Raw genomic sequence first — 26,618 nt, forward strand, 5'->3', positions numbered from 1 at the left:
AACATCACCACTGGCTGTTCGGGTAAGCGCGTTGCACAAACTGCAATTGCGTTAATAACAAGCCCAAGTGCTCAGTGTGGCTGCCTTGCTTGCCGCCTAAGCGATACGCTTTTTTCTCTGGCACAGTGAGGGTCGCTTCCGTGAATGTTTCGTTAATGGTGTTTAACCATGCGGCTTGTAAAGAACGTGGGTCAACAGCGATACCTGCTTCGCTGAGTGCAATTTCAATTTCATCAGCATGGAAAAGCTCACCGGTAAAGCGCCATAGCGCATTCACTGAACGTTGGATCCGTTGATGGCTTTCTTCACTGCCATCCCCTAAGCGGATCATCCACCCACGGCTAAAGCGCAAGTGATAAACGGCTTCTTTGAGGGATTTTTCCGCAATTGCTGACAATTGTTCATCACTGCTATGAATTAAGGCTTCATATAATGGAACATGATAAGCATCCATAAAGAATTGGCGCACTAGAGTGTCATCAAAGCCATTGTTGGGTTGTTCAACCAGTAATAAATTGCTGAACTCCCGTTCATCACGCAAAAAAGCAAGGGTATCTTCATCACATTCAGCCCCTTTTAGTTGCGCGGCATAGCTTAAAAAGTGACGCGACTGCCCTAGCAAATCTAAGCCGATATTCGATAGCGCAAGGTCAATTTCGAGCTCAGGGGCGTGGCCGCACCATTCGCACAGACGCTGCGCTAAAATTAAGGGGCTATCGCCAAGGCGCAATGTGTAATGGTGGAGCCGTTCTTGTTGGTTCATGGCAAGCTCCTTACATGTTTTTGATGCCATCAGGGATGGTATAGAAGGTTGGATGACGATAGACCTTGGTGTCCGCTGGGTCGAAGAACGTACTTTTATCTTCGGGCTGTGAGGCGATTAAATGCGTGGCCTTTACCACCCAAATTGAGCAGCCTTCACTACGCCTTGTATATACATCGCGGGCATTTTCTAGCGCCATTTGGTCATCAGCAGCATGTAAACTGCCGACATGACGATGGGCAAGCCCTTGCTTACTCCGAACAAAAACTTCATATAAAGGCCAATCTTGATTGCTCATGGTGTTTTCCTTTTCGTAAAATGGTCAGTGATTAAGCCGCAGATTTAACGGATTTCTGTTTGCGGCTATGTGCCATTGCACCTTCACGTACCCATGCGCCGTCTTCCCACCCTTTGCGCTTTGCGCTAAGGCGTTCGTGATTACAAATACCATTGCCTTTGATGACTTGGTAAAACTCTTCCCAGTCGATTTCACCGAAACGGTAATGGCCAAGTTCTTCATCCCAAACCAGCTCAGGATCAGGGATCGTCATACCTAACGCTTCCACTTGCGGAACGGTGTTATCAACAAACTTTTGCCGTAACTCGTCATTACTGAAGCGTTTGATTTTCCAAGCCATGCTTTGAGCACTGTGTGGGGAGTCCGAATCATTCGGACCGAACATCGTGAGAACGGGCCACCAAAAGCGGTTTATCGCATCTTGCAGCATCGCTTTTTGTTCATCGGTGCCTTCTGCGAGCGCCATCACTGCTTCATAGCCCTGACGTTGGTGGAAACTTTCTTCTTTACAGATTTTCACCATCGCTCTGGCGTAGGGGCCATATGAGGCGCGACATAGCGCGACTTGGTTCACAATGGCGGCACCATCGACTAGCCAGCCAATAACGCCAATATCAGCCCAACTTAACGTGGGGTAATTGAAAATGGAGGAGTACTTCATTTTTTCATCAAGTAACTTTTGATAGATATCTTGACGGGAGCAACCGAGGGTTTCGGCGGCGCTATATAGATATAAACCGTGGCCTGCTTCATCTTGAATTTTAGCCAGTAAAATCGCTTTACGGCGGAGTGTCGGGGCGCGTGTTAGCCAATTTGCTTCTGGCAGCATACCGACGACTTCTGAATGGGCATGTTGGCCTATTTGACGGATAAGGTTCTGCCGATACGCATCGGGCATCCAATCCTTGGGCTCGATGGAAATATCGGCTTCGATTTTGGCTTCGAAGTTAGCCTGATTTTGCTCGCTCATTGATCTTTTCCATTAAGTGATTCGATTATTATTATCTTTTCGATAAGAGTGAATCATATTCATTTAACATCAATGCTAGGAATTGTTAACAAAAAGATCAATGTTCATTAACCCTGTTTTGCGAGTGGCTTCACAATCAATAAATTAAATTCAAATAAAAACAATGTGTTGGTATTGATTGTTTTTGTGTGGTTTTTATGGGAGTGGGTATTTAAGACAAAGTTGTTCTTAATTTGTTAAATTTAAATTGGCGTCTATGCTTATTTTTATGATACATATTTGTTATCTGATTTTAATTGATGTTTTTTATTTCTGGAGAGGAATATGCAGCATTTAACAAGTTATATTATGGGGAAATGGGTGCAAGGTGAGGGCGAAGGGCGAAAAATTCATCATGCACTAACGAATGAAACCTTATATACGGTGACGACTGAAGGGTTGCCGTTAGCAGAAAGCTTACAGTATGGCCGCCAAGTGGGGGGCGAAATATTGTCAGCGATGACATTCCAGCAACGCGGGCAGATGCTTAAGGCACTCGCAAAATATCTACTGGAACATAAAGCGCAGTTATATGCGATTTCGGCACAAACTGGCGCAACCAAAGCGGATAGCTGGGTAGATATCGAAGGGGGAATTGCCACACTGTTTTCTTATTCGGGTCTCGCTAACCGTGAGCTGCCAGATGACACGATTTGGCCAGAAGAGGAAATGATCCCGTTATCGAAACAAGGGCAATTTATTGGCCATCATATTTTAACGTCTCGCCGTGGCGTTGCCTTGCACATTAATGCATTTAACTTCCCGTGTTGGGGAATGTTAGAAAAATTGGCACCCACATGGCTTGCTGGCATGCCAGCCATCATCAAACCAGCAACCGCCTCAGCACAGTTAACACAGGCGATGGTGAAATTGATGGTGGACAGCGGCTTGGTACCTGATGGTGCTATCCAACTGGTTTGCGGTGGTGTTGGCGATATGTTTGAACACCTTGATTTTGAAGATGTAGTGACTTTTACAGGGTCGGCAAATACAGGGCAAAAACTGAAATTGCACCCACGTATCATTGCTAAATCAGTGCCTTTTACAATGGAAGCGGATTCACTGAACTGTGCAATTTTAGGCGATGACGTCCAGCCAGAACAGCCTGAATTCGCGTTATTTATTAAAGAAGTCGTTCGTGAAATGACCGCCAAAGCGGGGCAGAAGTGTACCGCTATCCGTCGCATCATTGTGCCGCAAAACCAGCTCGAAAATGTGAAGCAAGCATTATTGAAACGCTTATCCGCTACAACAGTGGGTGACCCTGCGGTTGAAGGGGTCAGAATGGGGGCATTGATTAACTTAGAACAGCGCCAAGACGTACAAGAGAAAGTAAATTATTTACGTGATCATGGCTGTGATGTCTTATGTGGTGGGCAATTCGAGAAGCTTGATGTGATTGGTGCAGATAGCCAACACGGGGCTTTTTATCCACCTACGTTGTTGTATTGTGCAGAGCCTTTTAAATCTACAGCAGTACATGAAATCGAGGCTTTTGGTCCAGTCGCCACGTTAATGAGCTATGAGAATATCGAACAGGCGGTGCAATTGGCGATTTTAGGTGGTGGGAGCCTTGCGGGGACGTTAGTCACTGCGGATACACAAGTCGCGCAAACGGTCATTCGTGCGAGTGCGCGAGCTCATGGGCGGATGCTAATTTTAAATGAAGCATCAGCCGTGGAGTCCACTGGCCACGGTTCACCGCTTCCGCTACTGGTACACGGTGGCCCAGGGCGTGCGGGTGGTGGTGAGGAGCTAGGTGGCTTGCGAGCAGTCAAACACTATATGCAGCGTACTGCCATCCAAGGTAGCCCTTCGATGCTAACGGCAATTACCAAACAATGGATCCGAGGTGCAGATACCATCGCTGATGTGGTTCATCCATTCCGTAAACATTTTGAAGACTTAGTGATTGGCGACACGTTACTGACCGCAAGGCGTACCGTAACTGAGGCCGATATTGCTAATTTTGCCTGTCTCAGCGGTGATAATTTTTATGTTCATGTTGATAAAATTGGCGCAGCACAGTCGCTATTTGGTGAACGGATTGCGCACGGCTATTTTGTCGTTTCAGCCGCTGCGGGGTTATTTGTCGATGCAGGGGTTGGGCCTGTGATCGCCAATTATGGGATGGAAAACTTGCGCTTTATTGAACCTGTGAAAATCGGTGACACCATACAAGTTCGCCTAACGTGCAAGAAAAAGATCAAGAAAACGCAGAAACTTGCTGAAGACAAACCTAATGGCGTTGTTGAATGGGATGTGCAAGTGTTTAATCAGGACGATACCGTTGTGGCGTTGTACAGTATTTTAACGCTGGTGGAGCGTCGTGTAGGTGATTTTCACTAGTCATTATACGGTATGAATTAATTGTCGAGCTAATAGGTGCTTTTTCAATCATTTTCTGTTGTGATGAGGTAAAAAGTCATTTTGCTGTACAAGCCAATGGCTTATTTACCTCAGATGTGGTTATGTGAATTTCAACGTCAGTAAGCGGTTAGTTGGCAATAAACTGCGCTTGGTTCAATTGGCTAAGCGCGGTATTGACCGCAAAAATTTCACCACGTACTTCAGGGATACCGAAAGATTTCAGGCGTGCGCTGTGTTTTTGTAGATATGCTTTGGCATCGGCTTCAGAGGTAAACAAATAAACGCCTCCGGCTTTTTGAGTTTGTTGGTTTTCTGTCCAAATTTTCCACACAAAACCAGGTTCTTGGTTGATTGAATTGGCTAATTCATCCATTGCCACGGTCATTTCTGCGCCCCAAGGCCCTCGATACGGGAAATCAACTTGTAAAATAACGCTCATATCTGCTCCTTATGATTGAAGCGCTATAGTAATTCTTAAAGCAAATAATAACTTTGCTATTTATCGTATTTTAAACGATTTATTGCTTCAAACTATTACGCTTACCCGCTTCAAATGCCGCCAGTGTGGCGAGACGGGCTTGTTTATGGTCAACAATTGGTTCTGGATAATTAATCGGTGTATTGCTGATCACCGCCCATTCATGGGGTGTATGAATATATTTATCGGGAACTTGCTGTAATTCGGGTAACCAATGGCGAATAAAAGTCCCTTGCACATCAAACTTTTTCCCTTGAGTGGTTGGGTTAAAGATACGAAACCAAGGGGAGGCGTCAACGCCAGTAGAGGCTGACCACTGCCAACCGCCGTTATTTGCGGCTAAACTGCCATCAAGGAGTTGGCTCATAAAGTATTTTTCACCTTTGCGCCAATCAATCAGTAAGTCTTTGACTAAAAAGCTAGCCACAATCATACGTAGACGGTTATGCATCCAACCTGTTGTATTCAGTTGGCGCATAGCGGCATCCACAATTGGGTAACCCGTTTGTCCCGTTTTCCATGCGGTAAAATCGGTTGAAGAATCATTCCAGTGAATATGTTGTGTCCATTGAATAAATGGCTGATGGCGGCATAGACGTGGGAATGCCACTAAAAGATGCGAATAAAATTCACGCCAAATTAACTCATTTAGCCACGTGAATGCCCCGCTATCTGGGTAATCCAACACTTGGGGATTTTCTGCTTGTAATCGGTTGAAGCATTGGCGAGGGGACAGCACCCCCATCGCGAGGTAAGGTGATAATTGGCTGGTACCATCAATAGAAGGAATATCTCTATCGTTTTTATAACCGGCGACTTTCTGGGAACAAAACTGTCTTAATTGCTGTAAAGCAGACTTTTCACCGGCGGGAAATTGCGGCGAGTTTTCAATTGGTTGATAAGGAAATAATGGCAAAGTCTTATCGATGTTGACCGCGGCCGCTCGTTTTTCAGGGGCTCGCAGTGAACGGCAATCTGTCACAGTAAGTTGGGTGAGAAAGGCTCGGCGAAAAGGGGTATAGACTTGATACATCTCCCCTTTTTGATTCGTGACGGAACCCGGGGGAAGTAATAAGTAATCGTCAAAAGCATGGATATGCAACCCATGAGGTTGATTGATTAACCATTCATCCCGTTGTTTTTCGTTCCACTCGTATTGCCGATTAAAAAACAAGGCATCAGCCTGTTGCGTCTTTGCGTAATCGAGTACCCATTGTGCCGCATCGGCAAAATTCGCCTCAGTTTGACAAACCAGTGGAATACCAAGCTCAGCGAGTGAATTTTGCAGTTCAACGAGGTTTTGGTGAATAAAGGAGATTTGTCGCTCAGCCATATCATGTTGTTGCCATTGCTCAGGGGTGGCAGTAAATAGGGCGATGACTTGCGCATCTGGGTCTGCGCAGGCGGAGGAAAGTGCTTTGTTATCAGTGACCCGTAGGTCATTGCGAAACCAGATAAGATGACAAACTTGTTTGGCTGCCATCGCCTCCCTCCTCGGTTAACATTTTTGTTGAAGTCAAAACAAAGGGCCGGTAAACGGCCCTATTATGTTTAATCTAATTTAGGATGCTGATTGATTAAGGATTGGCGTTTTTTCTCAAGTTCAGCAATTTGTTCGTCAATATCTTCAACTTTTTGTTCAATATTGTCAAAGTGCTCGCTAAGAATTTCTTTTGCCTCGGCTTTATCTGATGCCGCAGGTGTTGCGCCCCGCAATGGTTTATTTGCCGTTTCTGGCATTCTGATACCCGTATATAAGCCAATTAAAGCAATCACGATTAAGTAATAAGCAGGCATATATAAGTCAGTGGTTGATTCGACCAACCATGCCGCAACAGTCGGTGTCGCACCGGCAATTAATACTGAAATATTAAAGGCAATCGCTAATGCACTGTAACGAATGTGCGTTGGGAAAATCGCGGGTAAAATGGAAGCCATAACCCCAGTAAAGCAGTTCAACAGCACCGCTAAAATTAATAAACCTAGGAAAATTAAGCCAACAGAACCACTGTTGATTAACATAAATGCAGGGTATGCCAATAAAATCAGACCGACACTACCGGTAATAACAAATGGGCGGCGACCAATTTTATCACTAGTTAAACCGATAATCGGTTGAACAAATAACATACCAATCATAATAGCAATAATAATTAGCACACCATGGTCAGTAGAGTAATTCAGGTTGTGTGATAAGTAACTTGGCATGTAGGTCAGCAACATATAGTAAGTCACGTTGGTTGCGATAACCAAGCCAACACAAATCATCAAGCTTTTCCAATACTTAGTCGCCACTTCACGCACTGAGATTTTGGGTGGGTTTTGAATATTGGCTTTATCTTGTCTTTCTAACGATTCAACATGTTGTTGGAACGCTGGGGTTTCTTCCAGTGAATGACGTAGATATAACCCGATGACCCCTAACGGTAATGCTAAGAAGAACGGAATTCTCCAGCCCCAATCATGGAAGTTGGCTTCCCCAACGATACTGGAAATTAGTACTACGACACCCGCACCTAAAACGAAACCGGCGATAGAGCCAAAGTCTAACCAGCTTCCCATAAAGCCACGTTTACGGTCTGGTGAATATTCTGCAACGAAGATAGCTGCGCCAGAATACTCCCCACCTACAGAGAAACCTTGAGCTAGCTTAGCAATTAATAACAGAATAGGTGCCCAGATACCAATGCTTTCATATGATGGGATCAAACCAATACAGAAGGTACTGACTGCCATGATGATAATTGTCATCGAAAGGACTTTTTGACGACCGTATTTATCACCTAAGATACCAAAAACGACCCCACCTAATGGCCTAACTAAGAAAGGCACGGAGAAAGTGGCTAATGCGGCAATCATCTGTACGCTCGGTGATGCGTCCGGAAAGAAAACCTGACCTAGAACATAGGCTAAGAAACCGTATACCCCAAAATCAAACCATTCCATCGCATTACCCAGCGAAGCCGCGGTAATTGCTTTTTTGAGTTTACCGTCATCAATAATAGTAATATCACTAATATTTAACGGCTTTTCTTTTTTCTTCTTGAATCTCATGAAACCATCCTCTTATTTTAATTTCAATAATCGAAACAACAGCACTTAAGATATGGGTTTTCATACATCAGAAAATATAAAACCTTATTATTTAGAATAGACGTTGTTTACGCAATAGATAAGTTTTTAGTGTTTTTATGTAGCGCTGAAATAACAGGCTAAAATAGATATGTAATGGGTAGAATAATGAGAATGTCTGTCTTTTAAATACAGCAAAAAAGTCACCTTGAGTTAAAAAATACAGTGCTAATACTACATTAATATCGAGCAAATGTAAAATGTAGGTGCTTTATACTGATACATACGCGTTATTGGGATTTTATATTGGCAATATAACGATTGAATTTAATACTTGAAAAAATAGAACCTTGGGGATGAATTAGGTGAATATAAATTGTTTTAAATCAATTTAGTATATATTTTTTGGTGAATTTTAGTCTGTCATAAATATATAAGGTTATTGATTTAATATGGTGGAAACAATGGTGTGACTGTAATGAATAATATACGCAGATAACCCCATCTTTTTATGATGCTCTTGTTTTGCTTAAGTTATTAATAACTCGCCTATTTATTTATCTTGTTGCTATCCTCTTCTTTTGATAATAACGGTGGATTGTGCTGTTCTGTTTTATATTTAATTTGATGAGTAGGAATGAGGAATTTACTTAGTTACAATCAATCTATTATCGATATTGGGTTTGATATACGCGAGTATGACAAGATTCTACTTTGAATGTTGTTATATTTCTAAAAGTACCTTTCATATTTTGAGCTGCAAGATATCAAGGGTATCACATCCGACTTAAAAGAGTGCCATTATGAAAAAACAGAGTGTTGCATCCTATATTGCAAAAGTACTTGATAATGCAGGTGTTAAACGTATTTGGGGCGTTACAGGAGACTCGTTGAATGGCTTAACCGACAGCTTGCGTCGTCAAGGCGCGATTGAGTGGTTAGGAACCCGCCATGAGGAAGTTGCTGCTTTTGCTGCGGGTTCAGAAGCTCAGTTAACCGGCAATTTAGCTGTCTGTGCGGGCTCTTGTGGACCCGGAAATATGCACCTTATCAATGGGTTGTATGATTGCCATCGTAATCGAGTACCCGTATTAGCAATTGCAGCTCATATCCCATCCAGTGAAATTGGTAGTAACTATTTCCAAGAAACCCATCCAACTGAATTATTCCGTGAGTGCAGCCATTATTGTGAAATGGTCTCTAACCCAGAACAAATTCCACAAGTTCTCGGTATTGCTATGCGTAAAGCGATCCTGAATAAAGGGGTATCAGTTGTTGTGATTCCGGGTGATATTGCGCTGAAAGATGCGCCAGAGTCAGCGAAAGAGACATGGTATCAGCCGCAAGCGCCACTGATTATGCCTCAGCGAAGTGAAATCGAAAAACTCGCCGAACTGCTGAATCAGTCTAAGAATATCACGCTATTCTGTGGTAATGGCTGCGCAGGTGCCCATGATGAAGTGGTTAAGCTAGCAGAAACCCTAAAAGCGCCGGTAGTACACGCGTTACGTGGTAAAGAACATATTGAATGGGATAACCCATACAGCGTCGGAATGACAGGTTTAATCGGCTTTTCATCAGGTTACCACGCAATGATGAACGCAGATACAGTTGTTTTGTTAGGAACACAATTTCCATACCGTCCTTTCTACCCAAGTGAGGCTAAAATCATTCAGGTTGATATCAATGCAGGCAGCTTGGGCTCCCATTGCCATATTGATATGGGGCTGATTGGGGATATTAAAGCGACATTGGATGCATTACAGCCACATTTACAGGCTAAGCAGGATACAAAACACCTTGATGGCGCTTTAAAACATTATGCAGAGGCTCGAAAAGGATTAGATGATCTCGCTAAACCGGGTCATGAAGGGTTAATACATCCTCAGTATCTTGCAACAAAAATTAGTGAATTAGCTGCGGATGATGCGATTTTCACTTGTGACGTTGGAACCCCGACAGTATGGGCTGCACGCTACTTGAAAATGAACGGTAAACGCCGTTTAATTGGCTCTTTTAACCATGGGTCAATGGCGAATGCGATGCCACAAGCTATTGGTGCGCAGGCCGTTGATAAAAAACGTCAAGTGGTTGCCATGTGCGGTGATGGCGGTTTCAGTATGCTAATGGGGGATTTTATCTCTCTTTCTCAAATGCAATTGCCAGTAAAAATTATCATTCATAACAATGGCGTACTTGGTTTTGTGGCCATGGAAATGAAAGTGGCGGGTTTCTTGACCGCTGGGACTGATTTACATAACCCTAACTTTGCAGCGATTGCGAATGCTGCGGGTATCAAAGGGATCCGTGTTGAAAAAAGTGAAGACCTAGACGGCGCATTAAAAGAAGCGTTTGCCCATGATGGGCCTGTGGTCGTTGATGTCTTGACCGCCAAACAAGAGCTGTCTATGCCGCCAGAAATTGCAGCGCAAGAAGCGAAAGGTTTTAGTCTGTATATGTTAAAAGCGATTATGAGTGGTCGCGGTGATGAAGTCGTTCAATTAGTGAAAACGAATTGGCTACGTTAAGTTATTCTTGTGAATAGCTGGAAAGCCCAATTCAGATGGATTGGGCTTTTTTATTCATCAATATCCTGCGGCTGATTGACTACGCCACAAATGGGCGGCAACCAATGCACGCCATGGGGTAAATTGTTCCAACCATTTTTCTGTTTCTTTGGCGCTGGGTTGCTCTGGTTTATCGAGCAATGTTTGTAAATTACGCCTTACAGCAACATCTCCATGTAAAGAGCCATCCAAATAATTAAGTCCTCGGAGTAAAGCATAGCTTACCGTCCAAGGGCCAATCCCTTTGATTTGTAATAATTGTTCAGTTATTTGATTTGCATTGGCGTGAGTGACGAGCCGTGATAAATCAATTTTTTGATTTTCAATGGCTTCACAAAGAGCTCTGAGGGCGATAATTTTACCCTTCGAAAAACCTGTTTGGCGCAGCGTTTCGTCATCAACTGACCTGACCTGTGGCGTATCGGGAAAACACCAAATACCCGAAGAGTGTTGGATCCCCACGGCTTGGATAAATCGCCGACGAATGGCAATAGCTGCATGAACACTGATTTGTTGGCCAATAATAGCCCAAACTAACGCTTCAAATGCACTAGCCGATTGATAAATCCTCAATCCTCTTTGTTTTTCAATGAGCTGTCCAAGTATTGGAGTTTCAAGGTAGCATTTTTCGAACTCATCAATATTTTGTTTCAAACCAAGTACATGTTGTGCCAGCGTTAGTAAATCTTGCTCATTGATAATGATAGATGGAGAGTCAATCGCTAATGAAATCGTTGCTTGTTGTTTTTTAAGCTCCAATGTCATTTTTGTTGCATGTTGTTGCCATATTATACCTTTATGTAATGTATTTTCTTCCACTATTTCCGCAACATTGTGTTGATCTCTCAGATGAAAGGCAAAAAAAACACTGTAAAGGTAATTTGTTGGGAGTGCTAGCTGTGCGGTGAATACTGGCATAATGATGGCCTTGTCAGATTGTTCTTTATTAGCAATATTATTGTGAATTAGCACATTGATCGACTCATTTTTTACTGAATAGGTATGCTATCTTATATAGGGTTATTAATTTTGTACTGATGTTATTTATCCATAGAATAAGGAAGTGTAAATGAAAACTGAGGATCACAGTTCATCTCATGGCACTTCGGTACCATTACCACAACCAAGGAAAGAATTAAAAGGCATTGGTGGATGGCTTATTTTTCCTATGTTAGGGATAATATTGTCCTTGATTATTTTGCCTTTTTCTATTTATGAGCAAAATACTCAAGTGATTGAATATTGGGTTGAATTAACAGACCCACAATCAAGTTCATTTATTCCATTATTTAAAGAACTAATCTATTTTGAGGTTTTAGGTAACATTATTTTATATGCGACCTTACTTTTCCTCAGTTATGTCTTTTTTACAACGAAAAAGCTCACAATTAAAATTTATATTTTTTTCCAGATCTTTTCTTTAGTTTTAACGGTTACGGATATTATACTCGCAAGTGTCTTATTAGATTTAGAGGTTGAGACCTCCGATATCAAAGATATTTTTCGGGCTCTCATTGCCTGTGCAATTTGGATACCGTATTTTTTAGTTTCAAGGCGTGTCAAAAATACCTTTGTAAATTAACAAATAAAATTCTGTGGTTTATTAATTGGGTAGGTAAATGATGATTAAATGCAAACGAGTTTATGACCCAGTCGATGATAACGACGGTTATCGCGTACTTATTGATAGACTGTGGCCAAGAGGAATAAAAAAAACTGATTTACAACACGACTCTTGGAATAAAGACGTTGCACCTTCTAATGAACTACGAAAATGGTTTCATCAGCACACGGATCAGTTTGCACAATTTATTGAGCGGTACCAGCAGGAACTTAATAGCACAGCAGCTTGGCAGGTACTGGTTGCTCAGGCAAAACAAGGTGATTTAACACTGTTATACAGTGCTAAAAATACAGAATATAATCAGGCCGTTGTACTCAAAGCATTTCTTGAAGATAAAATGCAAAGTAAAAAGTAAATAAAGGTTATTGGAATGGATATTCAGCAATCAACCCCGCAAACAGAGTCTGCAATAATATCATCGGTGGCTCAACAAGTGGCTAAAAAACCGTTACAAGGGATCGGTGGATGGTTAATTTTACCGGTTATTGGTCTGTTTTATATGTTGTACAAAACGGTCACGATGCTATTGCAAGAAATCTCGCAAGTACAAACTGCATGGCCATTGGCAACTGAAGCGGATTCTGATTTTTATATTTCAGGCTTTGCGACAGGTTTTTACCTCTTGCAACTCGGTTATGGTGTTTTAATTGCTCTATTTCTTTGGACGTTTATCGCTGCGGTTAAATGGAAAAAACAGGCGAAGTGGCTGTTTATCACCACCATGGTACTATTTACTTTAATGGTATTAGTTGCTCGTTTTGTGTTCCCATATATATTTGGTTTGGAAATTAACTACTCAAATATTATTACCGCTATAAATGGCAGCTTCTATTGTGTGTTATGGATCCCCTACTTTTTAGCTTCTCACCGCGTTAAAAATACGTTTATCCATTAAAGCGGATGGCCACACCTAATTTGGTAGTGGCCTAGTAGACAGTTATTTATCAGAAAGATTTAGCGTATGGGTTATATTGCAGTTTGCAATAAAGGCGTCATCGTGAGAAACCAGTAAGAGTGTTCCTTGGTAGTCCTGCAATAGCGCTTCAAGTAGTTGTTTTGAATCCAAGTCTAAATGGTTATCCGGTTCATCGAGTAATAAAATAGCAGGTGGGTTTGGGCTATGTGTGAGTGCCAATAGTGTTGCTTTTAGCTGCTCACCACCACTGAGCTGTTGTAGTGGCAGTAATGATTTATCTCCTCGTATTCGCAGCATACCTAATTGCGTGCGCCACTGCTCTACGGTAAACAAGGGTTGGTATTGATGAAGTGCTTCAGCGACAGGTAATGTTTTATCGAGTAAGTTGAGGTGCTGGTCTAAATAGCAAAATGTACCACTGAGGCGGCACTCTCCTGAATCTGATGGCAATAGGCCAGCAAGCACCTTCAGTAGGGTTGATTTACCACAACCATTACGCCCTTGAATATGCCAATGTTCTCCACTGTATATGGTGAATGAAAGTGGTGATGAATAACCGTAGGGCAAATGCAAATCAGAAGCAAAAATGGTGACTTTACTCCCTTCGTTTTGATAGTTAATCGTCATTTTTTGTGGTTTGATATGGCGGACTTTCTCTTGGTTTTCCTGTTGTTGATTTTGTAGGTTATCCATAACCCGTTGGTGCCGTTCTGCGACATTTGATTGCCTTTTCTCCGCACGATTTTTTTGCATATCAAGCAACAGTAAGGATTGCGACCCACCATAGCGAATTTTTTCCCCCTGTTTCTTGCGTTGAGCGGCTTTTTGTAATGTGGCCTGTTGCTGCTTTTTCTCTTGGTGAATACGTTTTTCTAAGCGCTCACTTTGTGCATCAATTGCGGCAATTTCCAAGTTTTTTTGGGTATCGTATAACGCATAATTCCCCCCATACTCGTGTAACCCTTTTTCTGTTAATTCAAAAATAGTATCCATTTCGCCTAACAGGGTTCTATTGTGAGAAATAACGAGGCAGCCAGCTCGGTGATCTGTGAGTTTTTGGCTGAGCCACTGCCGGCTTTGTGTATCTAAATGGTTATCCGGTTCATCGAGTAGCAAAAAGTGATCTTGATGAAGAAATGCACGACAAAGCGCGAGGCGGGTACGTTCACCACCACTTAAATGGGAGATAGGTGCTTCCATTGAGATAGCGAGCCCCGCAGAGTCCAATAGACTTTGCCATTGGGAAGGTAAATGCCATTTATCTTCTGTGAGCTCAAAATCTGCCAAAGAACCATTTCCTGCCTCAATGCGTAAGAATGCATGATAAAGCTCATTGATGCCTAAGGCATCGATGAGAGTGTCTCCTGTGAGTCGGGTTAATTGACCAACATAGATAAAGGGGAGATCCCAATGTACATTCCCTTGCGTAGGGGCTAATTGGCCAGCAAGAATACGCATCAAAACGGATTTTCCTTTGCCATTATGACCAATTAAGGCATTTTTTTGGCATGATAGCGTCCCGTTTAGCGGTGGAAAAAGGGCGGTTTGGTTAAATTCAATATTGAGCTGTGAAAAGTGACAAGCAATCGTCATATGTACCTCCAAAATAATGAGGACAGACAACGTCGTTGACTTATCAAGAAGTGTCGATGAAAGCGTTTGCCTGCCAGGAACAGAAAAATGAATACCAAAAGGGTATTGGAAAATATTTTCTGGCAGTGCTTAGTTCATCGTGAGGCGTACCTGTGAAGTTGGGTGAGAGGTAAATTCGCATACATTATAAACAGGCGTAATTGATTTGTACAACTTATCGTGATTGGGTCTTTTCTGAAATTCTTGGCAACGATTTAAAATAAAAAAAGCCAGTCAAACAGTGATGACTGGCTTTTTCCATTAACAACGAGATTTTATAACAACGAGATTTTACGATTATACAGAGGTATTCTCTGACAACCCATTTTTTGCTAACCATTGAGCAATGCGCTGCTTTTCTTCTTCATTCAGCCACATACCCAATTTAGTGCGACGCCAAATAGCATCATCCAACTCTGTTACCCACTCATGTTTGACTAAGTAACGTAACTCCGCTTCGTAGACATTCGCAGAGAATGCTTCACCAAGGTCGCTGAGTGAATTCGCGCCTTCAAGGATCAATTTACTGTTGCTACCGTAAGTTCTGGCAAAACGTAGCGCTAAGCCTTCAGGAAGCCATTGATAATGTTGACGTAATACACGTGCATAACCATCACGGTCACAACCTTCGATATCACCACCCGGTAACTGACCATTTTTGGTCCATGGGGTGCCTGCATTTGGATAATATGCTGCTAATTTAGTAACAGCAGCTTCTGCTAATTTACGGTAAGTTGTTAATTTTCCACCAAATACCGACAGCAATGGCGCTTGGCCTTGGTCATCGTGAATATCCAATGTGTAATCACGAGTAATGGCTTGTGGGGAGTCTGATTCATCGTCGCACAGTGGGCGAACACCTGAGTAGTCCCAAACAATATCACTCACGGTTAACTGTTTTTTGAAGTGGTCGTTATACACTTTCAGTAAATAGTTAACTTCGTTCTCATCAATTTTGACGTCTTTCGGGTCACCTTTATATTCTACGTCAGTGGTGCCGATGATAGAAAATTCATCCATCCACGGGATAACAAATACAATACGGTTATCTTCATTTTGTAAGATATACGCTTGTGGTTCATCATGTGCACGTGGAACGACAATGTGGCTGCCCTTGATTAGGCGAATACCGTAAGGTGATTTTAATTTCAGGCCATCATCAAAGAACTCTTTTACCCAAGGCCCAGTGGCATTAACCAGCCCTTTCGCTTTCCATGTATGGGTTTCACCCGTACGTAAGTCCTGAGCTTCAACAACCCATAAGCCATTTTCACGGTAGGCACGAGTCACTTTTGTGCGAGTACGAACCTCACCATTCTTACGTACCACTTCTTGAGCGTTTAATACAACTAAACGCGCATCATCAACCCAACAGTCAGAATATTCAAAACCTTTCGTTAATTCAGGTTTGAGTACGGAGTTTTGGTTAAACTTCAGACTCTTGCTGCTTGGTAAGCTGACGCGTTTGCCTAAATGGTCATATAAGAATAGGCCAATACGGATCATCCAAGCTGGACGTAAATGAGGCTGATGCGGTAAGCGGAAGCGCATTGGGAAGGCAATATGTGGTGCTAATCGTAATAGCACTTCACGTTCAGCCAACGCTTCGCTGACTAATCTAAATTCATAATGTTCTAAGTAACGTAAGCCACCATGAATGAGTTTAGAACTCGCAGATGAAGTGGCACTTGCTAAGTCTTGAGCTTCGAGCAGTAATACCGATAATCCACGACCTGCAGCATCTGCTGCAATTCCAGCGCCGTTGATCCCGCCGCCGATGACAATCAAGTCTTTAGTTTCCATGCATCCCCCTGAGATGTTCGAAACACTTTCAATAATGTTCGTTTTCGCTCATTTGATTGTAGTCAAAATAGATAGTGATGCCAACTATTATTAATGAAAAAAATAACAACTGCGTGATATTGGTAACAATTTTTTTTCAATACCCACACATAAAATATTGTTATTCACAATGGAAAAAAGAGAATTTCGCGCGAAAAAGAAAAAATGACGGTAAGGCTGAGGATTAAAATAGAGGAATAGCAAGAAGCATGATGGTAGTAGGAACTACCATCATGAGGATAATTTCTTGATTAACAAAGCTCTAATTGAACATTATGTTGCTCAATCACTTTAAGAATACTGTCTGGTGGCTGTTTATCAGTAAATAAGTAGTCAATCAGGTTCATATTACCCAAATTAACCATCGCGTTACGACCAAATTTAGAATGATCGGTGACAAGCATGACACAGCGTGAATTTTCAATAATCGCGCGTTTGGTACGAACTTCGTGGTAATCGAACTCAAGCAATGAGCCATCCATATCAATACCACTGATACCCAAAATACCGTAATCAAGCCTAAATTGAGAAATAAAATCGAGGGTCGCTTCACCAACAATACCGCCATCTCGTGAACGTACTTCACCCCCGGCTAAAATGAGGCGAAAATCTTCTTTTGGCATCAGCAAGGTGGCGACGTTAAGGTTATTGGTCACCACGCGTAGGTTTTTGTGATTAACCAATGCATGGGCAACGGCTTCGGGTGTGGTACCAATATCTATAAACAGTGTTGCACCATCAGGAATTTGGCTCGCAACATGTTGCGCGATACGCGCTTTTTCATCTGACCACATGATTTTACGGTCATTATAGGCCGCATTTACCGAACTTGAAGGCAGTGCTGCGCCACCGTGGTGCCGCTGAATTTTATTTTGTTCAGCGAGATCATTGAGGTCTCGACGGATTGTTTGAGGGCTAACCTCAAAGTGTTCGACGAGTTCTTCAGTACTGACATATCCCTGAAGACGCACAAGTTCCACTATTGCATCATGTCTCTGGGTTTGTTTCACAGCGTTAGCCTCTAATTATTAAAATGTTTTATCTGGAGCTCTGGTGTTTAAAACTGTGTCTATTATCCCATACTCCCATTAATAAGCCGATAATTAACCCTGAAGTATGTGCGGCATTGGCGATATGCATGCCTAAAACATCGAAATAACCGAAAAAAAGCCAGATAATGGAAAAAATCATTAACCCTCGAGGAACGCTAATGCCACTTTCAGGGCGACGTTCACCCGTTAACCACACATAACTGACAAGGGCATAGACAACACCGGATAATCCGCCAAAGTTGTTTTCACTAAATAGCGATTGTCCCCAGTTACTAAACAGCGCAGAGACCAGTAAGATAGTGAGTAACTTACCCGTCCCGAGTTTTCGCTCTACTTGCCCAGCCAAAAACCACCAGAGCGCAAGGTTGAAACCAATATGTGATAGCGAAAAGTGCACCAATGCAGGGCTAAACCAGCGCCAAAGCTCAGTTTGTTGGTCGCCAATAGGCCATGCCAAATAACGTAGAACTTCACGGGCATCAGTCATTTCTACCCAAAGATATACAACAACCGATAACAAAATAACAGCGATAGTTAAAGGGCCAGACTGCTCTTTAAGATAGCCCCAAGTTAGGTAGTTGCGATACTGAAATTGGATATCTGCGCTGCCAGTGTACCAACTGGCTTCTAGGTAGCGGGGGTGATTTGGGTCTTGCAAAAAAATATCTAATTCTTTCTGGACTTGAGGCTGCAATGGCTCATCTTCTAACCAAAGCTCAAAAAGCGCTTGTTCCTGTGATGGCTTTATTATTAAGTGAATATTTTTACTCGCCATGTAGTCAACAAAGGCTTGTGCCATTCTAGGATTAGCAAAAGAGGTGATGTGGATCATGAATGCGTTTTCTCATCTAGAGAGCCGTAACGGCTTGTGGATATTCCCTTAACCATGCTTCAAATCCACCATTGATGCTATACACCGATTCAAAGCCTATGTTGATCAGATACTGTGCAGCACCTTGGCTACTATGCCCATGGTAACACATCACCATAACAGGTTGTTCGTAATCCGTTTGTTCTAGAAATTGGCTCAGTGACTCATTGGTGAGGTGATAAGCCCCACTAGCATGGCCTGCACGAAAACTTTGTGGGTCTCGCACATCTACCAGTATGGCGGTGCCGTCTAACCAATGTTGATAGGCTTGCTCTGGTGTTAATGTTTCAAAATGGTCCATAAAATACCAAATACAGTAAGTAACAACCCATAAAAGGTTAAATGATAGGCACCCGTAAAGAACCGAGTGCCAAATATTCGTGGTATTGATTAGTAGAAAGAGTGTTCGCCACGTTGGTGCTCAGTCAGGTCTTTAACGCCTTTTAACTCACCTACAAACATTTTGAGAAGTTCTTTTTCGATACCTTCTTTAAGGGTGACATCGACCATTGAACAACCGTTACAGCCGCCACCAAATTGCAGAATTGCAAAGCCTTCATCGGTGATTTCCATCAGGGAAACACGGCCACCGTGGCTGGCAAGTTGTGGGTTAATTTGTGACTGTAAAACATACTCAACACGCTCAATTAATGGTGCGTCATCAGAGACTTTACGCATTTTGGCGTTCGGTGCTTTTAATGTCAGTTGTGAGCCGAGTTGGTCGGTGACGAAGTCAATTTCGGCATCATCCAAGAAAGGGGCGCTAATTTCATCAACATAAGCAGATAACTTCTCGAACTTTAGTTCTTTATCTGTGGCTTCAACGGCACCCGGAGGGCAGTACGACACACCGCACTCAGCGGTTGGCGTGCCTGGGTTGATAACAAAAACACGGATTTGAGTTCCTGGCTCTTGATTTTCCAACAACTTGGCAAAATGAGCCTGTGCTGCTTCAGTAATATTAATCATAATCATTTGCTCAATAATAGTTGACTGCTTTAGTTGGTTATAATACGCCCATTTACCCCTTTCCTACAAGGTGCGACACAGTGACCATGCATCAACAGTATGCGCTCCCGCACAAATCAACAATTGTGCTGCACTATTCATGGTAGAACCTGTTGTAATAACATCATCAATAACAGCAACATGTAGGTTTGAAACCGAACTGTTTAAGGTAAATGCTCCCTTTAGGTTATTTCGGCGATACTCACGTTTTAGTGTAGTCTGTGCCAGTGTAGCACGACTACGCAATAATGAATTTTGCGAATAGGGAATATTTAACCATCTGGACAAATTTTCGCCTATTAATGCCATGTGGTCAAATCCTCTCCACCATAGGCGGTGACGATGCAGTGGAATGGTGATGATTAAGTCTGGTTTTTGCCATTGTTGTTGGCGATAACCTGTGAGCCAAAATAATGCAAAAATACGTGCTAAAGTAGAAGCAAGTTGAGGTTGTTTTTGAAATTTAAAACGATGAATTAACATACGTAAAGCGGCTTGGTATGGGGTTACAGTGATAATTCTTTGCCATGAGGGAGGGCTCTTTAGACAGCGTCCACATTCCATGGTCGGCTGCTCACAGGGTAAAGCGCAGCGTAAACAACAGGTTGGCATTTTAGGTAGTCCTTTGAGGCAAAAATGGCAAATCCCCTGGTGAGATAATTTTAGTGATTGATGGCATAGCCAGCAGCCCCCCTCCATTGTTAGCATAGTAGCGTCCCGTTAAAACGAATTGGCAAATAAATGAATGAAGAGAGTGTAACGATGGCAAAGTTATATTGGCAGACCGTTGGTGAAGGTAAACAAGATCTTGTGTTGCTGCACGGATGGGGGCTGAATGCGCAAGTCTGGCAAACAATTATTCCGCGAATCGCTTCGCACTTTCGGGTTCATTTGGTTGACCTTCCGGGGTATGGGCGGAGCCAAGATTTCTCCCCCATGAATATTCAATCGATGGCGAATATTTTGTGGGAGTATGCCCCTAAAAACGCGATTTGGCTTGGTTGGTCACTTGGTGGGCTAGTTGCAAGCCGTATCGCGCTTGACCATCCCTATGAAGTTAAAGGGCTCATTACGGTTGCTTCCTCCCCGTGTTTTAAAGCCGAAGAAAACGGTTGGGCAGGGATCCGGCCAGAGGTTTTATTGGGTTTCGAGCAGCAACTTTCGGCCGATTTTCATCGCACAGTCGAGCGTTTTTTAGCATTGCAGACATTAGGGACAGAAAGCGCCAGAAACGACGCAAAAACCTTGAAATCTGTGGTACTCGAACAGCCTATTCCAACGGTTGAAACGTTAAATGCAGGGCTTGAATCATTGCGTACCGAAGATTTGCGCGAGGAATTAAAACAGTTACCGATCCCCTTCTTACGCATTTATGGCTATCTCGATGGCTTGGTACCGCGCAAAATAGTGCCAAGTTTAGATGAGCTGTATCCGAATTCGCCATCCGTGATTATGCGCAATAGCGCTCACGCGCCATTTATTTCTCATCCTGATGAGTTTTGTGAATACCTGTTGGATTTTCAAAGTCGTATTGAGGAATAAATAAAAAAATCAGCCTAATTCGAGGCTGATTTTTTTTGTGGTGTGCTTATTATTTGATTTTATACACAAAATGAGTGCAATCAGTGCTTTCAGGGCAGCCTTTACAGCTACTGCCTGTTAAACAAGCACTGATATCAACTTGTTCAATTTTCTCTAAGCTGACGAGCTTCTCAACCATCGCTTGAATCAATGGAATTGGTGTATTTAGCTGCTCACTGAGTAGCGCGATGTCAGCTTGCCCATATAAGGCGATTAAATCTCTTACCTGTAGCAAGCTGGTCATCGTTTTATTCCTTAGTGGCAAGCATCGCTTGAACAGCCAGAACATTGCCCGGCGGTTCTGTTTTTGATGTTCAAGGTTACGCGGCTACGCATGCGACGTAAGAATATGAACAAGGCAAGGTTGAACAGAACAACCGCGGCTATAGTAATCAAGCTACTTTGTGGGTGTTCACTGAATGTGGCGACTTGGTAAAACAGAGCTGCAAGGCTATAAGCCACATTCAAGCCCCACAGAATGGAGAAGCTCATCCAACTTTTGTTGGTTTCACGTGCGATAGCCCCCATCACAGAGACACAAGGCACATACAGCAAGACGAAGATCAGGTAGCTATAGGCTGCAACCCCTGAGCCAAATTTCGCGGCCATGGTGCCCATTGAGCCGGATTCCATCTCTCCATCGCCTTTACTAGCTTCGATAGGGTTCGATAACGCGCTTAAGGTAAAGGTCTCTTTTAAGCTATCCCACGTTTCGGAAACTGCATCCTCTAATTCTTCCCATAAATTGAAAGATTCTGCATCAAACGGCTCAGAAGTAATGGCTTCAGCGGTATACAGGGTGTTTAGTGTACCCACTACCACCTCTTTGGCCATCGCCCCGGTAATCAACCCAACAGTTGCTTGCCAGTTATCAGCATGCACGCCAATTGGCTGTAAAGCCGGGGTTATCACTTTACTGACAGAAGCCAGTGCGGAGTCATTAATATTATCAACGGGCTTACCAGAGAATGAGAAACTATTTAATGCGCCAATAAAGATACTGGCAACGATGATAACTTTACCTGCACGCACTACGAAGCCTTTGAGGCGTTGCCATGTTTGAATCAGCAGTGTTTTGATGTGCGGTACATGGTAAACCGGAAGCTCCATAATAAATGGAGAGGCTTCCCCGCGCATCAGGGTATGTTTGAGTAGTAACCCAGTTAAGATAGCGACAACAATCCCTAAAATATAGAGTGAAAAGACCACGCTGGCCCCATTTTTGCCGAAGAAAGCGGCCGCAAAAACAGCGAAAATGGCCAGTCTTGCCCCACAAGACATAAACGGTGCCATTAAGACCGTAATTAGCCTTTCGCGCGGTGCATCGAGAGTGCGTGCGCCCATAATCGACGGTACGTTACAGCCAAAACCGACAATCAAAGGCACGAAAGATTTACCCGGTAAACCTAAGGCTTGCATGAGGCGGTCCATCACGAAAGCAGCTCGCGCCATATAGCCCGAATCTTCCAGTATTGAAAGAAACAGATACATCATCCCAATTTGTGGCACTAACGGTAAAACCGTGTTAATACCGCCACCAACACCTTGGGCAAGGAAAATAGTTAGCCAATCAGGGAAGCTAAAGTAGGCACCAACCCACTGAATACCATGAATAAATATCGCTTCTGACGCACCTTCAAAGAAGGGTTGTAAGGCGCCACCGATGTTGATGGCTAAAACGAACATCAAATACATCACAAACAAGAAAATAGGTACGCCGAGCCAACGGCTCAGAATAAATTTATCCAGTGATTGTGTTAGTCGATTTGGTTCAGCGGCACTATTGTTAATCGCAGCATTGCAAATGGTCGCAATAGATTGATAACGTGCGTCGGCAATGAGTAATTCGGGTTCTTCGTTTAAGCTTTCTTTCAGTGTTTGGCGTATCGCCAGCAATTGTCCTTCAGATATTTCTGCGCGTTGGCGGCTATAGATATCCCCTTCGAGGATCTGCAATGCTAACCAGCGGCGTTGCTGGTGGCTAAATTGTTGTGCTGAAATTTGTTCAGATAATGAATCCACAGCTTGTAATAATTGTGCTGGATACTCTACAAGAGCTTGTTGGTTGTTTTGTGGATGTGTATCAATGGTTTTTTTCAGTTTATCGATACCCGTTGCTCGAGTTGAAACCATTGGGATCACAGGACAACCGAGCTGTTTTTCTAACTCAGCAATATTAATATCAATATGTTGGCTTTGAGCGATATCCAACATATTCAAGGCGACAATACATGGAACGCCTAACTCGACTAATTGCAATGTCAGGTAGAGGTTACGCTCTAAGTTGGATGCATCGACAACATTAATGAGCATGTCTGCCTCACCACTTAAAATAAAGTAGCAGGCGATTTGTTCGTCAAGAGAGGTTTGCTCAGAAATGGTGGTCAAAGAATAGGTGCCGGGTAGGTCAACAAGCTCGATTTTATGGTCATCTGTATGGAAGCGGCCCACTTTTCGTTCAACAGTGACCCCCGCCCAGTTACCGACCCGCTGCCTTGACCCTGTGAGCTGGTTGAATAAGGTCGTTTTGCCTGCATTGGGGTTACCAATTAAGCCGATAGTTAATCGTTTCATAGTGTTTGCCAATAATAAAAAAGAAATACTTAAACGGTGGTCGCTTCATCTAGATTGAGTAGAGCAAGATCTTTTTTACGCAGCACTAAGCTGACGCGGTGAGTTTCTATTTGAACAGGATCACCAAAAGGCGCTAAGCGCACCACTTTAAAGACAGAACCCGGAAGTAAACCGAGTGAGAGTAGTTTTTGTCGGTATGCAGGACTGATTTCTGGAGAGAAACCAAGTATTTTGTAACTGCATTGAGGAAGTATTGCCATAGTGTCTTCCTAATCATTTAATTAATAATGATATCGATGACAATTGTTAAAGAGTGCAATTGCTCAGGTAAATAAGGTCGCCAAACAAAAATAAATCTAATTAACAATGAGAATCATAATCATCCACCTTTTGTTATATTTAGCCTCTTTTTTCGTCAATTTGACTTGATGTGGATCAACGAAGCATTGAGTTTACGGTGTTCCGCTAGCGAAATTAATGGTGGAGTCAGTGAAGGGAAGGGGGCTGAATTATACTCAATACATTGTTTGATTTAATCAATAACAGCATTATTTATTGAAATAGGCACCACAATAGGTACATTGCGATGCCTATAAAGAAAGTTAACGTTTCTTACCGAATGCCGCGGCAAGGGCATCACTCATGGCGCTGTTACCCGAAGATGCGTTGTTTTGGCGTGAGTTACCTCTTGATTGAGGCGCTTTACGTGTATTTTTATCCTGTTCAGGGGCTGCACGGCGAGGAGAACTATTAGAATCCCCCGCTTGTTCATCTAAACGCATCGTTAGCGCAATACGTTTGCGTGCAATGTCCACATCTAACACTTTGACTTTTACAATGTCGCCTGCTTTTACCACCTTGTGTGGGTCTTCGACATAACTATTTGAAAGTGAAGAAATATGAACTAAACCGTCTTGGTGAACACCAATATCCACAAAAGCACCGAAGTTGGTCACATTGGTGACTGCACCTTCTAAAATCATGCCAGAAGTCAGGTCATTCATGGTTTCGACACCTTCGGCGAAGGTGGCAGTTTTAAACTCAGGACGTGGGTCACGCCCCGGTTTTTCTAACTCTTTAATGATATCAGTGACGGTTGGAACCCCGAATTGCTCAGTGGTGAAATCACGTGGGCTCAAGGCATTAAGGACTTGTGAATTACCCATAATTTCTTTGAGTGGCTGGCGGACAGACTCAAGAATTTTTTCAACAATCGGGTAAGCTTCAGGGTGAACAGTAGAAGCATCTAGCGGGTTTTTACCATCAGTGATACGTAAGAAGCCCGCGCATTGTTCAAAGGCTTTTGGCCCAAGACGTGCAACTTTGAGCAACTGCTTTCTATCACTAAATTGGCCATTTTGGTCACGCCAATCTACCACGTTTTGCGCAATCATTTTGCTTAGACCGGCAACGCGAGTCAGTAAGGCAACGGAAGCGGTATTCAAATCAACACCAACCGAGTTTACACAGTCCTCGACGACTGCATCGAGTTTACGCGCTAATTGTGTTTGGCTGACATCATGTTGATATTGGCCAACCCCAATGGATTTAGGGTCAATTTTCACTAATTCAGCCAGTGGGTCTTGTAGGCGACGAGCAATGGATACGGCACCGCGCAACGACACATCTAAGCTTGGAAATTCTAACGCTGCAAGTTCAGAGGCCGAATAAACAGAAGCCCCAGCTTCGCTGACAATCACTTTCTGTGCAGTGACTTCAGGGTATTGTTTTTGGACTTCAGCAAAGAAACGTTCCGTTTCACGAGAAGCGGTGCCGTTACCAATTGCCACTAATTCAACATTGTGTTTTTGGCAAAGTGCGGCCACGATGGTTGCTGCTTTTGCGGCTTGCCCGGTATGTGGGTAAATCGTGTCGGTAGCAATTAATTTACCTGTCGCATCGACGACTGCTACTTTTACCCCAGTACGCAAGCCAGGGTCTAAGCCCATGGTGGCACGCATTCCCGCTGGCGCCGCCATCAGTAAGTCACTGAGGTTACGCGCAAACACGTTAATAGCTTCCTCTTCAGCTTTTTCGCGCAGTGAGCTCATCACTTCGGTTTCTAAGTGCAGTAATATTTTGACGCGCCATGTCCAACTGATCACAGCTTTACGCCATTGGTCAGCAGGCGCATTGTTTAAACGAACATCTAAATGGCGGGTAATAATTTCTTCACAATAACTCTCTTTTGGCGGTTCATCGAACTGAGGGTCACAGTTTAATGAAAGCTGTAAAATACCTTCGTTACGACCACGGAACATCGCAAGGGCTCGGTGAGAAGGCACCTGAGCAACGGGTTCGTGATGTTCAAAGTAGTCACTAAATTTCACCCCTTCTTCTTGCTTACCTTCAGCAACAACAGAAACAAGGTGGGCATTTTTCCAAATATAGTCACGAACTTTCGCTAAAAGAGCTGCATCTTCGGCGAAACGTTCCATAAGGATGTAGCGAGCACCATCTAAAGCGCCTTTAACGTCAGCCACACCTTTATCCGCATCGATATAGGTTTTAGCGAGTTCATCAGGTGACTGGCTTGGGTCATTCCACAGGGTATCTGCTAAAGGCTCGAGCCCTGCTTCAATAGCAATTTGCCCGCGGGTGCGACGTTTTGGTTTATAAGGAAGATACAGGTCTTCAAGTTCGGTTTTATTGAGCGTCGTGTCAATAGCGGAGGCGAGCTCTGGTGTCAATTTACCTTGTTCTTCTATCGACTTGAGGATGGTTTGCTTACGGTCATTTAATTCACGCAAGTACCCTAAACGGCTTTCTAACTGGCGAAGCTGAGTATCGTCCAACCCACCGGTAACCTCTTTACGGTAACGTGCAATAAACGGGACAGTATTTCCTTCATCTAATAGCGTGATTGCAGAAAAAACTTGTTTCGGCTGGGCTTGCAGTTCCGCTGCAATAATTTGGCTTAGAGTTTCATTCATGTCGAGTTTCAATACCTACTGTTTAAAT

At 43.2% G+C, this 26,618-nt stretch carries 24 protein-coding genes; 6 read left to right on the plus strand and 18 right to left on the minus strand.

Features of this window, described 5'->3' with window-relative positions; all coding sequences use genetic code 11:
* Window positions 1-4 precede the first annotated feature (4 nt).
* Genes paaC through paaA form a run of 3 tightly spaced genes read right to left on the minus strand, consistent with a single transcriptional unit; the run spans window position 5 to window position 2,031 of the window.
* Window positions 5-763, minus strand: coding sequence for a 1,2-phenylacetyl-CoA epoxidase subunit PaaC (gene paaC, locus M0M83_RS01035; RefSeq protein ID WP_125891776.1), 759 nt, complete (start codon window positions 761-763; stop codon window positions 5-7).
* A 10-nt stretch (window positions 764-773) separates the two neighbouring features.
* Window positions 774-1,061, minus strand: coding sequence for a 1,2-phenylacetyl-CoA epoxidase subunit PaaB (gene paaB, locus M0M83_RS01040; protein WP_125891775.1), 288 nt, complete (start codon window positions 1,059-1,061; stop codon window positions 774-776).
* A gap of 31 nt (window positions 1,062-1,092) precedes the next feature.
* A complete protein-coding gene (gene paaA / locus M0M83_RS01045) occupies window positions 1,093-2,031 on the minus strand; it encodes a 1,2-phenylacetyl-CoA epoxidase subunit PaaA (RefSeq protein WP_125891774.1) in 939 nt (312 codons plus the stop codon).
* A gap of 324 nt (window positions 2,032-2,355) precedes the next feature.
* Between paaA and paaZ the strand changes: the two genes are divergently transcribed.
* Window positions 2,356-4,419: a phenylacetic acid degradation bifunctional protein PaaZ gene (paaZ, locus tag M0M83_RS01050; protein ID WP_248467384.1), complete on the plus strand. Its 2,064-nt coding sequence runs from the start codon at window positions 2,356-2,358 to the stop codon at window positions 4,417-4,419.
* Window positions 4,420-4,567: 148 nt separating this feature from the next.
* On the opposite strand, the gene M0M83_RS01055 is transcribed toward paaZ, so the two are convergent.
* The 3 genes from M0M83_RS01055 to proP form a co-directional block, all read right to left on the minus strand.
* Complete coding sequence (locus M0M83_RS01055; protein WP_248467386.1) at window positions 4,568-4,879, minus strand: monooxygenase; 312 nt, start codon at window positions 4,877-4,879, stop codon at window positions 4,568-4,570.
* Window positions 4,880-4,958: 79 nt separating this feature from the next.
* Window positions 4,959-6,401 carry a deoxyribodipyrimidine photo-lyase gene (gene phrB, locus M0M83_RS01060; RefSeq protein ID WP_248467388.1) on the minus strand — a complete coding sequence of 481 codons (1,443 nt, stop codon included), beginning with the start codon at window positions 6,399-6,401 and terminating at the stop codon, window positions 4,959-4,961.
* Window positions 6,402-6,469: 68 nt separating this feature from the next.
* Window positions 6,470-7,972 carry a glycine betaine/L-proline transporter ProP gene (proP, locus tag M0M83_RS01065; RefSeq protein WP_213913522.1) on the minus strand — a complete coding sequence of 501 codons (1,503 nt, stop codon included), beginning with the start codon at window positions 7,970-7,972 and terminating at the stop codon, window positions 6,470-6,472.
* An 821-nt stretch (window positions 7,973-8,793) separates the two neighbouring features.
* Here proP and poxB point away from each other — a divergent pair.
* Entirely contained in the window at window positions 8,794-10,518 is a 1,725-nt protein-coding gene (gene poxB / locus M0M83_RS01070) for a ubiquinone-dependent pyruvate dehydrogenase (protein ID WP_125891769.1), read from the plus strand.
* Window positions 10,519-10,575: 57 nt separating this feature from the next.
* On the opposite strand, the gene M0M83_RS01075 is transcribed toward poxB, so the two are convergent.
* Window positions 10,576-11,475, minus strand: coding sequence for a DNA-3-methyladenine glycosylase family protein (locus M0M83_RS01075; RefSeq protein ID WP_248467390.1), 900 nt, complete (start codon window positions 11,473-11,475; stop codon window positions 10,576-10,578).
* Between the two features lie 151 nt (window positions 11,476-11,626).
* On the opposite strand from M0M83_RS01075, the gene M0M83_RS01080 reads away from it, so the two are divergent.
* The 3 genes from M0M83_RS01080 to M0M83_RS01090 are packed head-to-tail and all read left to right on the plus strand — an operon-like array spanning window position 11,627 to window position 13,076.
* Window positions 11,627-12,139, plus strand: coding sequence for a DUF2569 domain-containing protein (locus M0M83_RS01080; protein WP_213913523.1), 513 nt, complete (start codon window positions 11,627-11,629; stop codon window positions 12,137-12,139).
* 40 nt (window positions 12,140-12,179) lie between these two features.
* On the plus strand, window positions 12,180-12,536 hold the full coding sequence (locus M0M83_RS01085) for a DUF488 domain-containing protein (protein ID WP_125891845.1): 357 nt from the start codon (window positions 12,180-12,182) through the stop codon (window positions 12,534-12,536).
* A 15-nt stretch (window positions 12,537-12,551) separates the two neighbouring features.
* Entirely contained in the window at window positions 12,552-13,076 is a 525-nt protein-coding gene (locus M0M83_RS01090; RefSeq protein ID WP_213913524.1) for a DUF2569 family protein, read from the plus strand.
* Window positions 13,077-13,118: 42 nt separating this feature from the next.
* Here M0M83_RS01090 and M0M83_RS01095 read toward each other — a convergent pair whose 3' ends face one another.
* The 7 genes from M0M83_RS01095 to M0M83_RS01125 all read right to left on the minus strand — a co-directional run bounded on the left by M0M83_RS01095 (window position 13,119) and on the right by M0M83_RS01125 (window position 20,210).
* The gene (locus M0M83_RS01095) at window positions 13,119-14,690 is read right to left on the minus strand and encodes an ATP-binding cassette domain-containing protein (protein ID WP_248467391.1); all 1,572 of its coding nucleotides are present in this window, start codon (window positions 14,688-14,690) and stop codon (window positions 13,119-13,121) included.
* A gap of 336 nt (window positions 14,691-15,026) precedes the next feature.
* Window positions 15,027-16,532, minus strand: a complete 1,506-nt coding sequence (gene glpD, locus M0M83_RS01100) for a glycerol-3-phosphate dehydrogenase (RefSeq protein ID WP_248467392.1) — start codon at window positions 16,530-16,532, stop codon at window positions 15,027-15,029.
* A 290-nt stretch (window positions 16,533-16,822) separates the two neighbouring features.
* The gene (locus M0M83_RS01105; RefSeq protein WP_004262881.1) at window positions 16,823-17,581 is read right to left on the minus strand and encodes a DeoR/GlpR family transcriptional regulator; all 759 of its coding nucleotides are present in this window, start codon (window positions 17,579-17,581) and stop codon (window positions 16,823-16,825) included.
* Between the two features lie 28 nt (window positions 17,582-17,609).
* A complete protein-coding gene (gene glpG / locus M0M83_RS01110; RefSeq protein ID WP_248467393.1) occupies window positions 17,610-18,455 on the minus strand; it encodes a rhomboid family intramembrane serine protease GlpG in 846 nt (281 codons plus the stop codon).
* Between the two features lie 16 nt (window positions 18,456-18,471).
* Window positions 18,472-18,795: a thiosulfate sulfurtransferase GlpE gene (gene glpE / locus M0M83_RS01115; RefSeq protein ID WP_004262879.1), complete on the minus strand. Its 324-nt coding sequence runs from the start codon at window positions 18,793-18,795 to the stop codon at window positions 18,472-18,474.
* Window positions 18,796-18,884: 89 nt separating this feature from the next.
* Window positions 18,885-19,463, minus strand: coding sequence for a Fe-S biogenesis protein NfuA (nfuA, locus tag M0M83_RS01120; RefSeq protein WP_125891763.1), 579 nt, complete (start codon window positions 19,461-19,463; stop codon window positions 18,885-18,887).
* Between the two features lie 63 nt (window positions 19,464-19,526).
* Window positions 19,527-20,210 (minus strand): DNA utilization protein GntX, encoded by a 684-nt coding sequence (locus tag M0M83_RS01125; RefSeq protein ID WP_125891762.1) that lies wholly within the window; start codon window positions 20,208-20,210, stop codon window positions 19,527-19,529.
* Between the two features lie 54 nt (window positions 20,211-20,264).
* Here M0M83_RS01125 and bioH point away from each other — a divergent pair, with 54 nt between their 5' ends.
* The gene (gene bioH, locus M0M83_RS01130; RefSeq protein WP_248467394.1) at window positions 20,265-21,044 is read left to right on the plus strand and encodes a pimeloyl-ACP methyl ester esterase BioH; all 780 of its coding nucleotides are present in this window, start codon (window positions 20,265-20,267) and stop codon (window positions 21,042-21,044) included.
* A gap of 49 nt (window positions 21,045-21,093) precedes the next feature.
* On the opposite strand, the gene M0M83_RS01135 is transcribed toward bioH, so the two are convergent.
* The 4 genes from M0M83_RS01135 to M0M83_RS01150 all read right to left on the minus strand — a co-directional run bounded on the left by M0M83_RS01135 (window position 21,094) and on the right by M0M83_RS01150 (window position 26,590).
* The gene (locus M0M83_RS01135) at window positions 21,094-21,327 is read right to left on the minus strand and encodes a FeoC-like transcriptional regulator (protein ID WP_125891760.1); all 234 of its coding nucleotides are present in this window, start codon (window positions 21,325-21,327) and stop codon (window positions 21,094-21,096) included.
* Between the two features lie 11 nt (window positions 21,328-21,338).
* Complete coding sequence (feoB, locus tag M0M83_RS01140; protein ID WP_248467395.1) at window positions 21,339-23,657, minus strand: Fe(2+) transporter permease subunit FeoB; 2,319 nt, start codon at window positions 23,655-23,657, stop codon at window positions 21,339-21,341.
* A 29-nt stretch (window positions 23,658-23,686) separates the two neighbouring features.
* Window positions 23,687-23,917, minus strand: coding sequence for a ferrous iron transporter A (gene feoA, locus M0M83_RS01145; protein WP_004266125.1), 231 nt, complete (start codon window positions 23,915-23,917; stop codon window positions 23,687-23,689).
* Between the two features lie 342 nt (window positions 23,918-24,259).
* Window positions 24,260-26,590, minus strand: coding sequence for a Tex family protein (locus M0M83_RS01150; protein ID WP_125891758.1), 2,331 nt, complete (start codon window positions 26,588-26,590; stop codon window positions 24,260-24,262).
* Window positions 26,591-26,618: the final 28 nt, after the last annotated feature.

The organism is Providencia rettgeri, from assembly GCF_023205015.1.
Lineage (GTDB): Bacteria > Pseudomonadota > Gammaproteobacteria > Enterobacterales > Enterobacteriaceae > Providencia > Providencia rettgeri_E.

Excerpts from the sequence above, each read along its gene's own strand:
- paaC (WP_125891776.1), bottom strand. The coding sequence starts at position 763 with ATGAACCAACAAGAACGGCTCCACCATTACACATTGCGCCTTGGCGAT.
- paaB (WP_125891775.1), bottom strand. The coding sequence starts at position 1,061 with ATGAGCAATCAAGATTGGCCTTTATATGAAGTTTTTGTTCGGAGTAAG.
- paaA (WP_125891774.1), bottom strand. The coding sequence starts at position 2,031 with ATGAGCGAGCAAAATCAGGCTAACTTCGAAGCCAAAATCGAAGCCGAT.
- paaZ (WP_248467384.1), top strand. The coding sequence starts at position 2,356 with ATGCAGCATTTAACAAGTTATATTATGGGGAAATGGGTGCAAGGTGAG.
- M0M83_RS01055 (WP_248467386.1), bottom strand. The coding sequence starts at position 4,879 with ATGAGCGTTATTTTACAAGTTGATTTCCCGTATCGAGGGCCTTGGGGC.
- phrB (WP_248467388.1), bottom strand. The coding sequence starts at position 6,401 with ATGGCAGCCAAACAAGTTTGTCATCTTATCTGGTTTCGCAATGACCTA.
- proP (WP_213913522.1), bottom strand. The coding sequence starts at position 7,972 with ATGAGATTCAAGAAGAAAAAAGAAAAGCCGTTAAATATTAGTGATATT.
- poxB (WP_125891769.1), top strand. The coding sequence starts at position 8,794 with ATGAAAAAACAGAGTGTTGCATCCTATATTGCAAAAGTACTTGATAAT.
- M0M83_RS01075 (WP_248467390.1), bottom strand. The coding sequence starts at position 11,475 with ATGCCAGTATTCACCGCACAGCTAGCACTCCCAACAAATTACCTTTAC.
- M0M83_RS01080 (WP_213913523.1), top strand. The coding sequence starts at position 11,627 with ATGAAAACTGAGGATCACAGTTCATCTCATGGCACTTCGGTACCATTA.
- M0M83_RS01085 (WP_125891845.1), top strand. The coding sequence starts at position 12,180 with ATGATTAAATGCAAACGAGTTTATGACCCAGTCGATGATAACGACGGT.
- M0M83_RS01090 (WP_213913524.1), top strand. The coding sequence starts at position 12,552 with ATGGATATTCAGCAATCAACCCCGCAAACAGAGTCTGCAATAATATCA.
- M0M83_RS01095 (WP_248467391.1), bottom strand. The coding sequence starts at position 14,690 with ATGACGATTGCTTGTCACTTTTCACAGCTCAATATTGAATTTAACCAA.
- glpD (WP_248467392.1), bottom strand. The coding sequence starts at position 16,532 with ATGGAAACTAAAGACTTGATTGTCATCGGCGGCGGGATCAACGGCGCT.
- glpG (WP_248467393.1), bottom strand. The coding sequence starts at position 18,455 with ATGATCCACATCACCTCTTTTGCTAATCCTAGAATGGCACAAGCCTTT.
- glpE (WP_004262879.1), bottom strand. The coding sequence starts at position 18,795 with ATGGACCATTTTGAAACATTAACACCAGAGCAAGCCTATCAACATTGG.
- nfuA (WP_125891763.1), bottom strand. The coding sequence starts at position 19,463 with ATGATTAATATTACTGAAGCAGCACAGGCTCATTTTGCCAAGTTGTTG.
- M0M83_RS01125 (WP_125891762.1), bottom strand. The coding sequence starts at position 20,210 with ATGCTAACAATGGAGGGGGGCTGCTGGCTATGCCATCAATCACTAAAA.
- bioH (WP_248467394.1), top strand. The coding sequence starts at position 20,265 with ATGGCAAAGTTATATTGGCAGACCGTTGGTGAAGGTAAACAAGATCTT.
- M0M83_RS01135 (WP_125891760.1), bottom strand. The coding sequence starts at position 21,327 with ATGACCAGCTTGCTACAGGTAAGAGATTTAATCGCCTTATATGGGCAA.
- feoB (WP_248467395.1), bottom strand. The coding sequence starts at position 23,657 with ATGAAACGATTAACTATCGGCTTAATTGGTAACCCCAATGCAGGCAAA.
- feoA (WP_004266125.1), bottom strand. The coding sequence starts at position 23,917 with ATGGCAATACTTCCTCAATGCAGTTACAAAATACTTGGTTTCTCTCCA.
- M0M83_RS01150 (WP_125891758.1), bottom strand. The coding sequence starts at position 26,590 with ATGAATGAAACTCTAAGCCAAATTATTGCAGCGGAACTGCAAGCCCAG.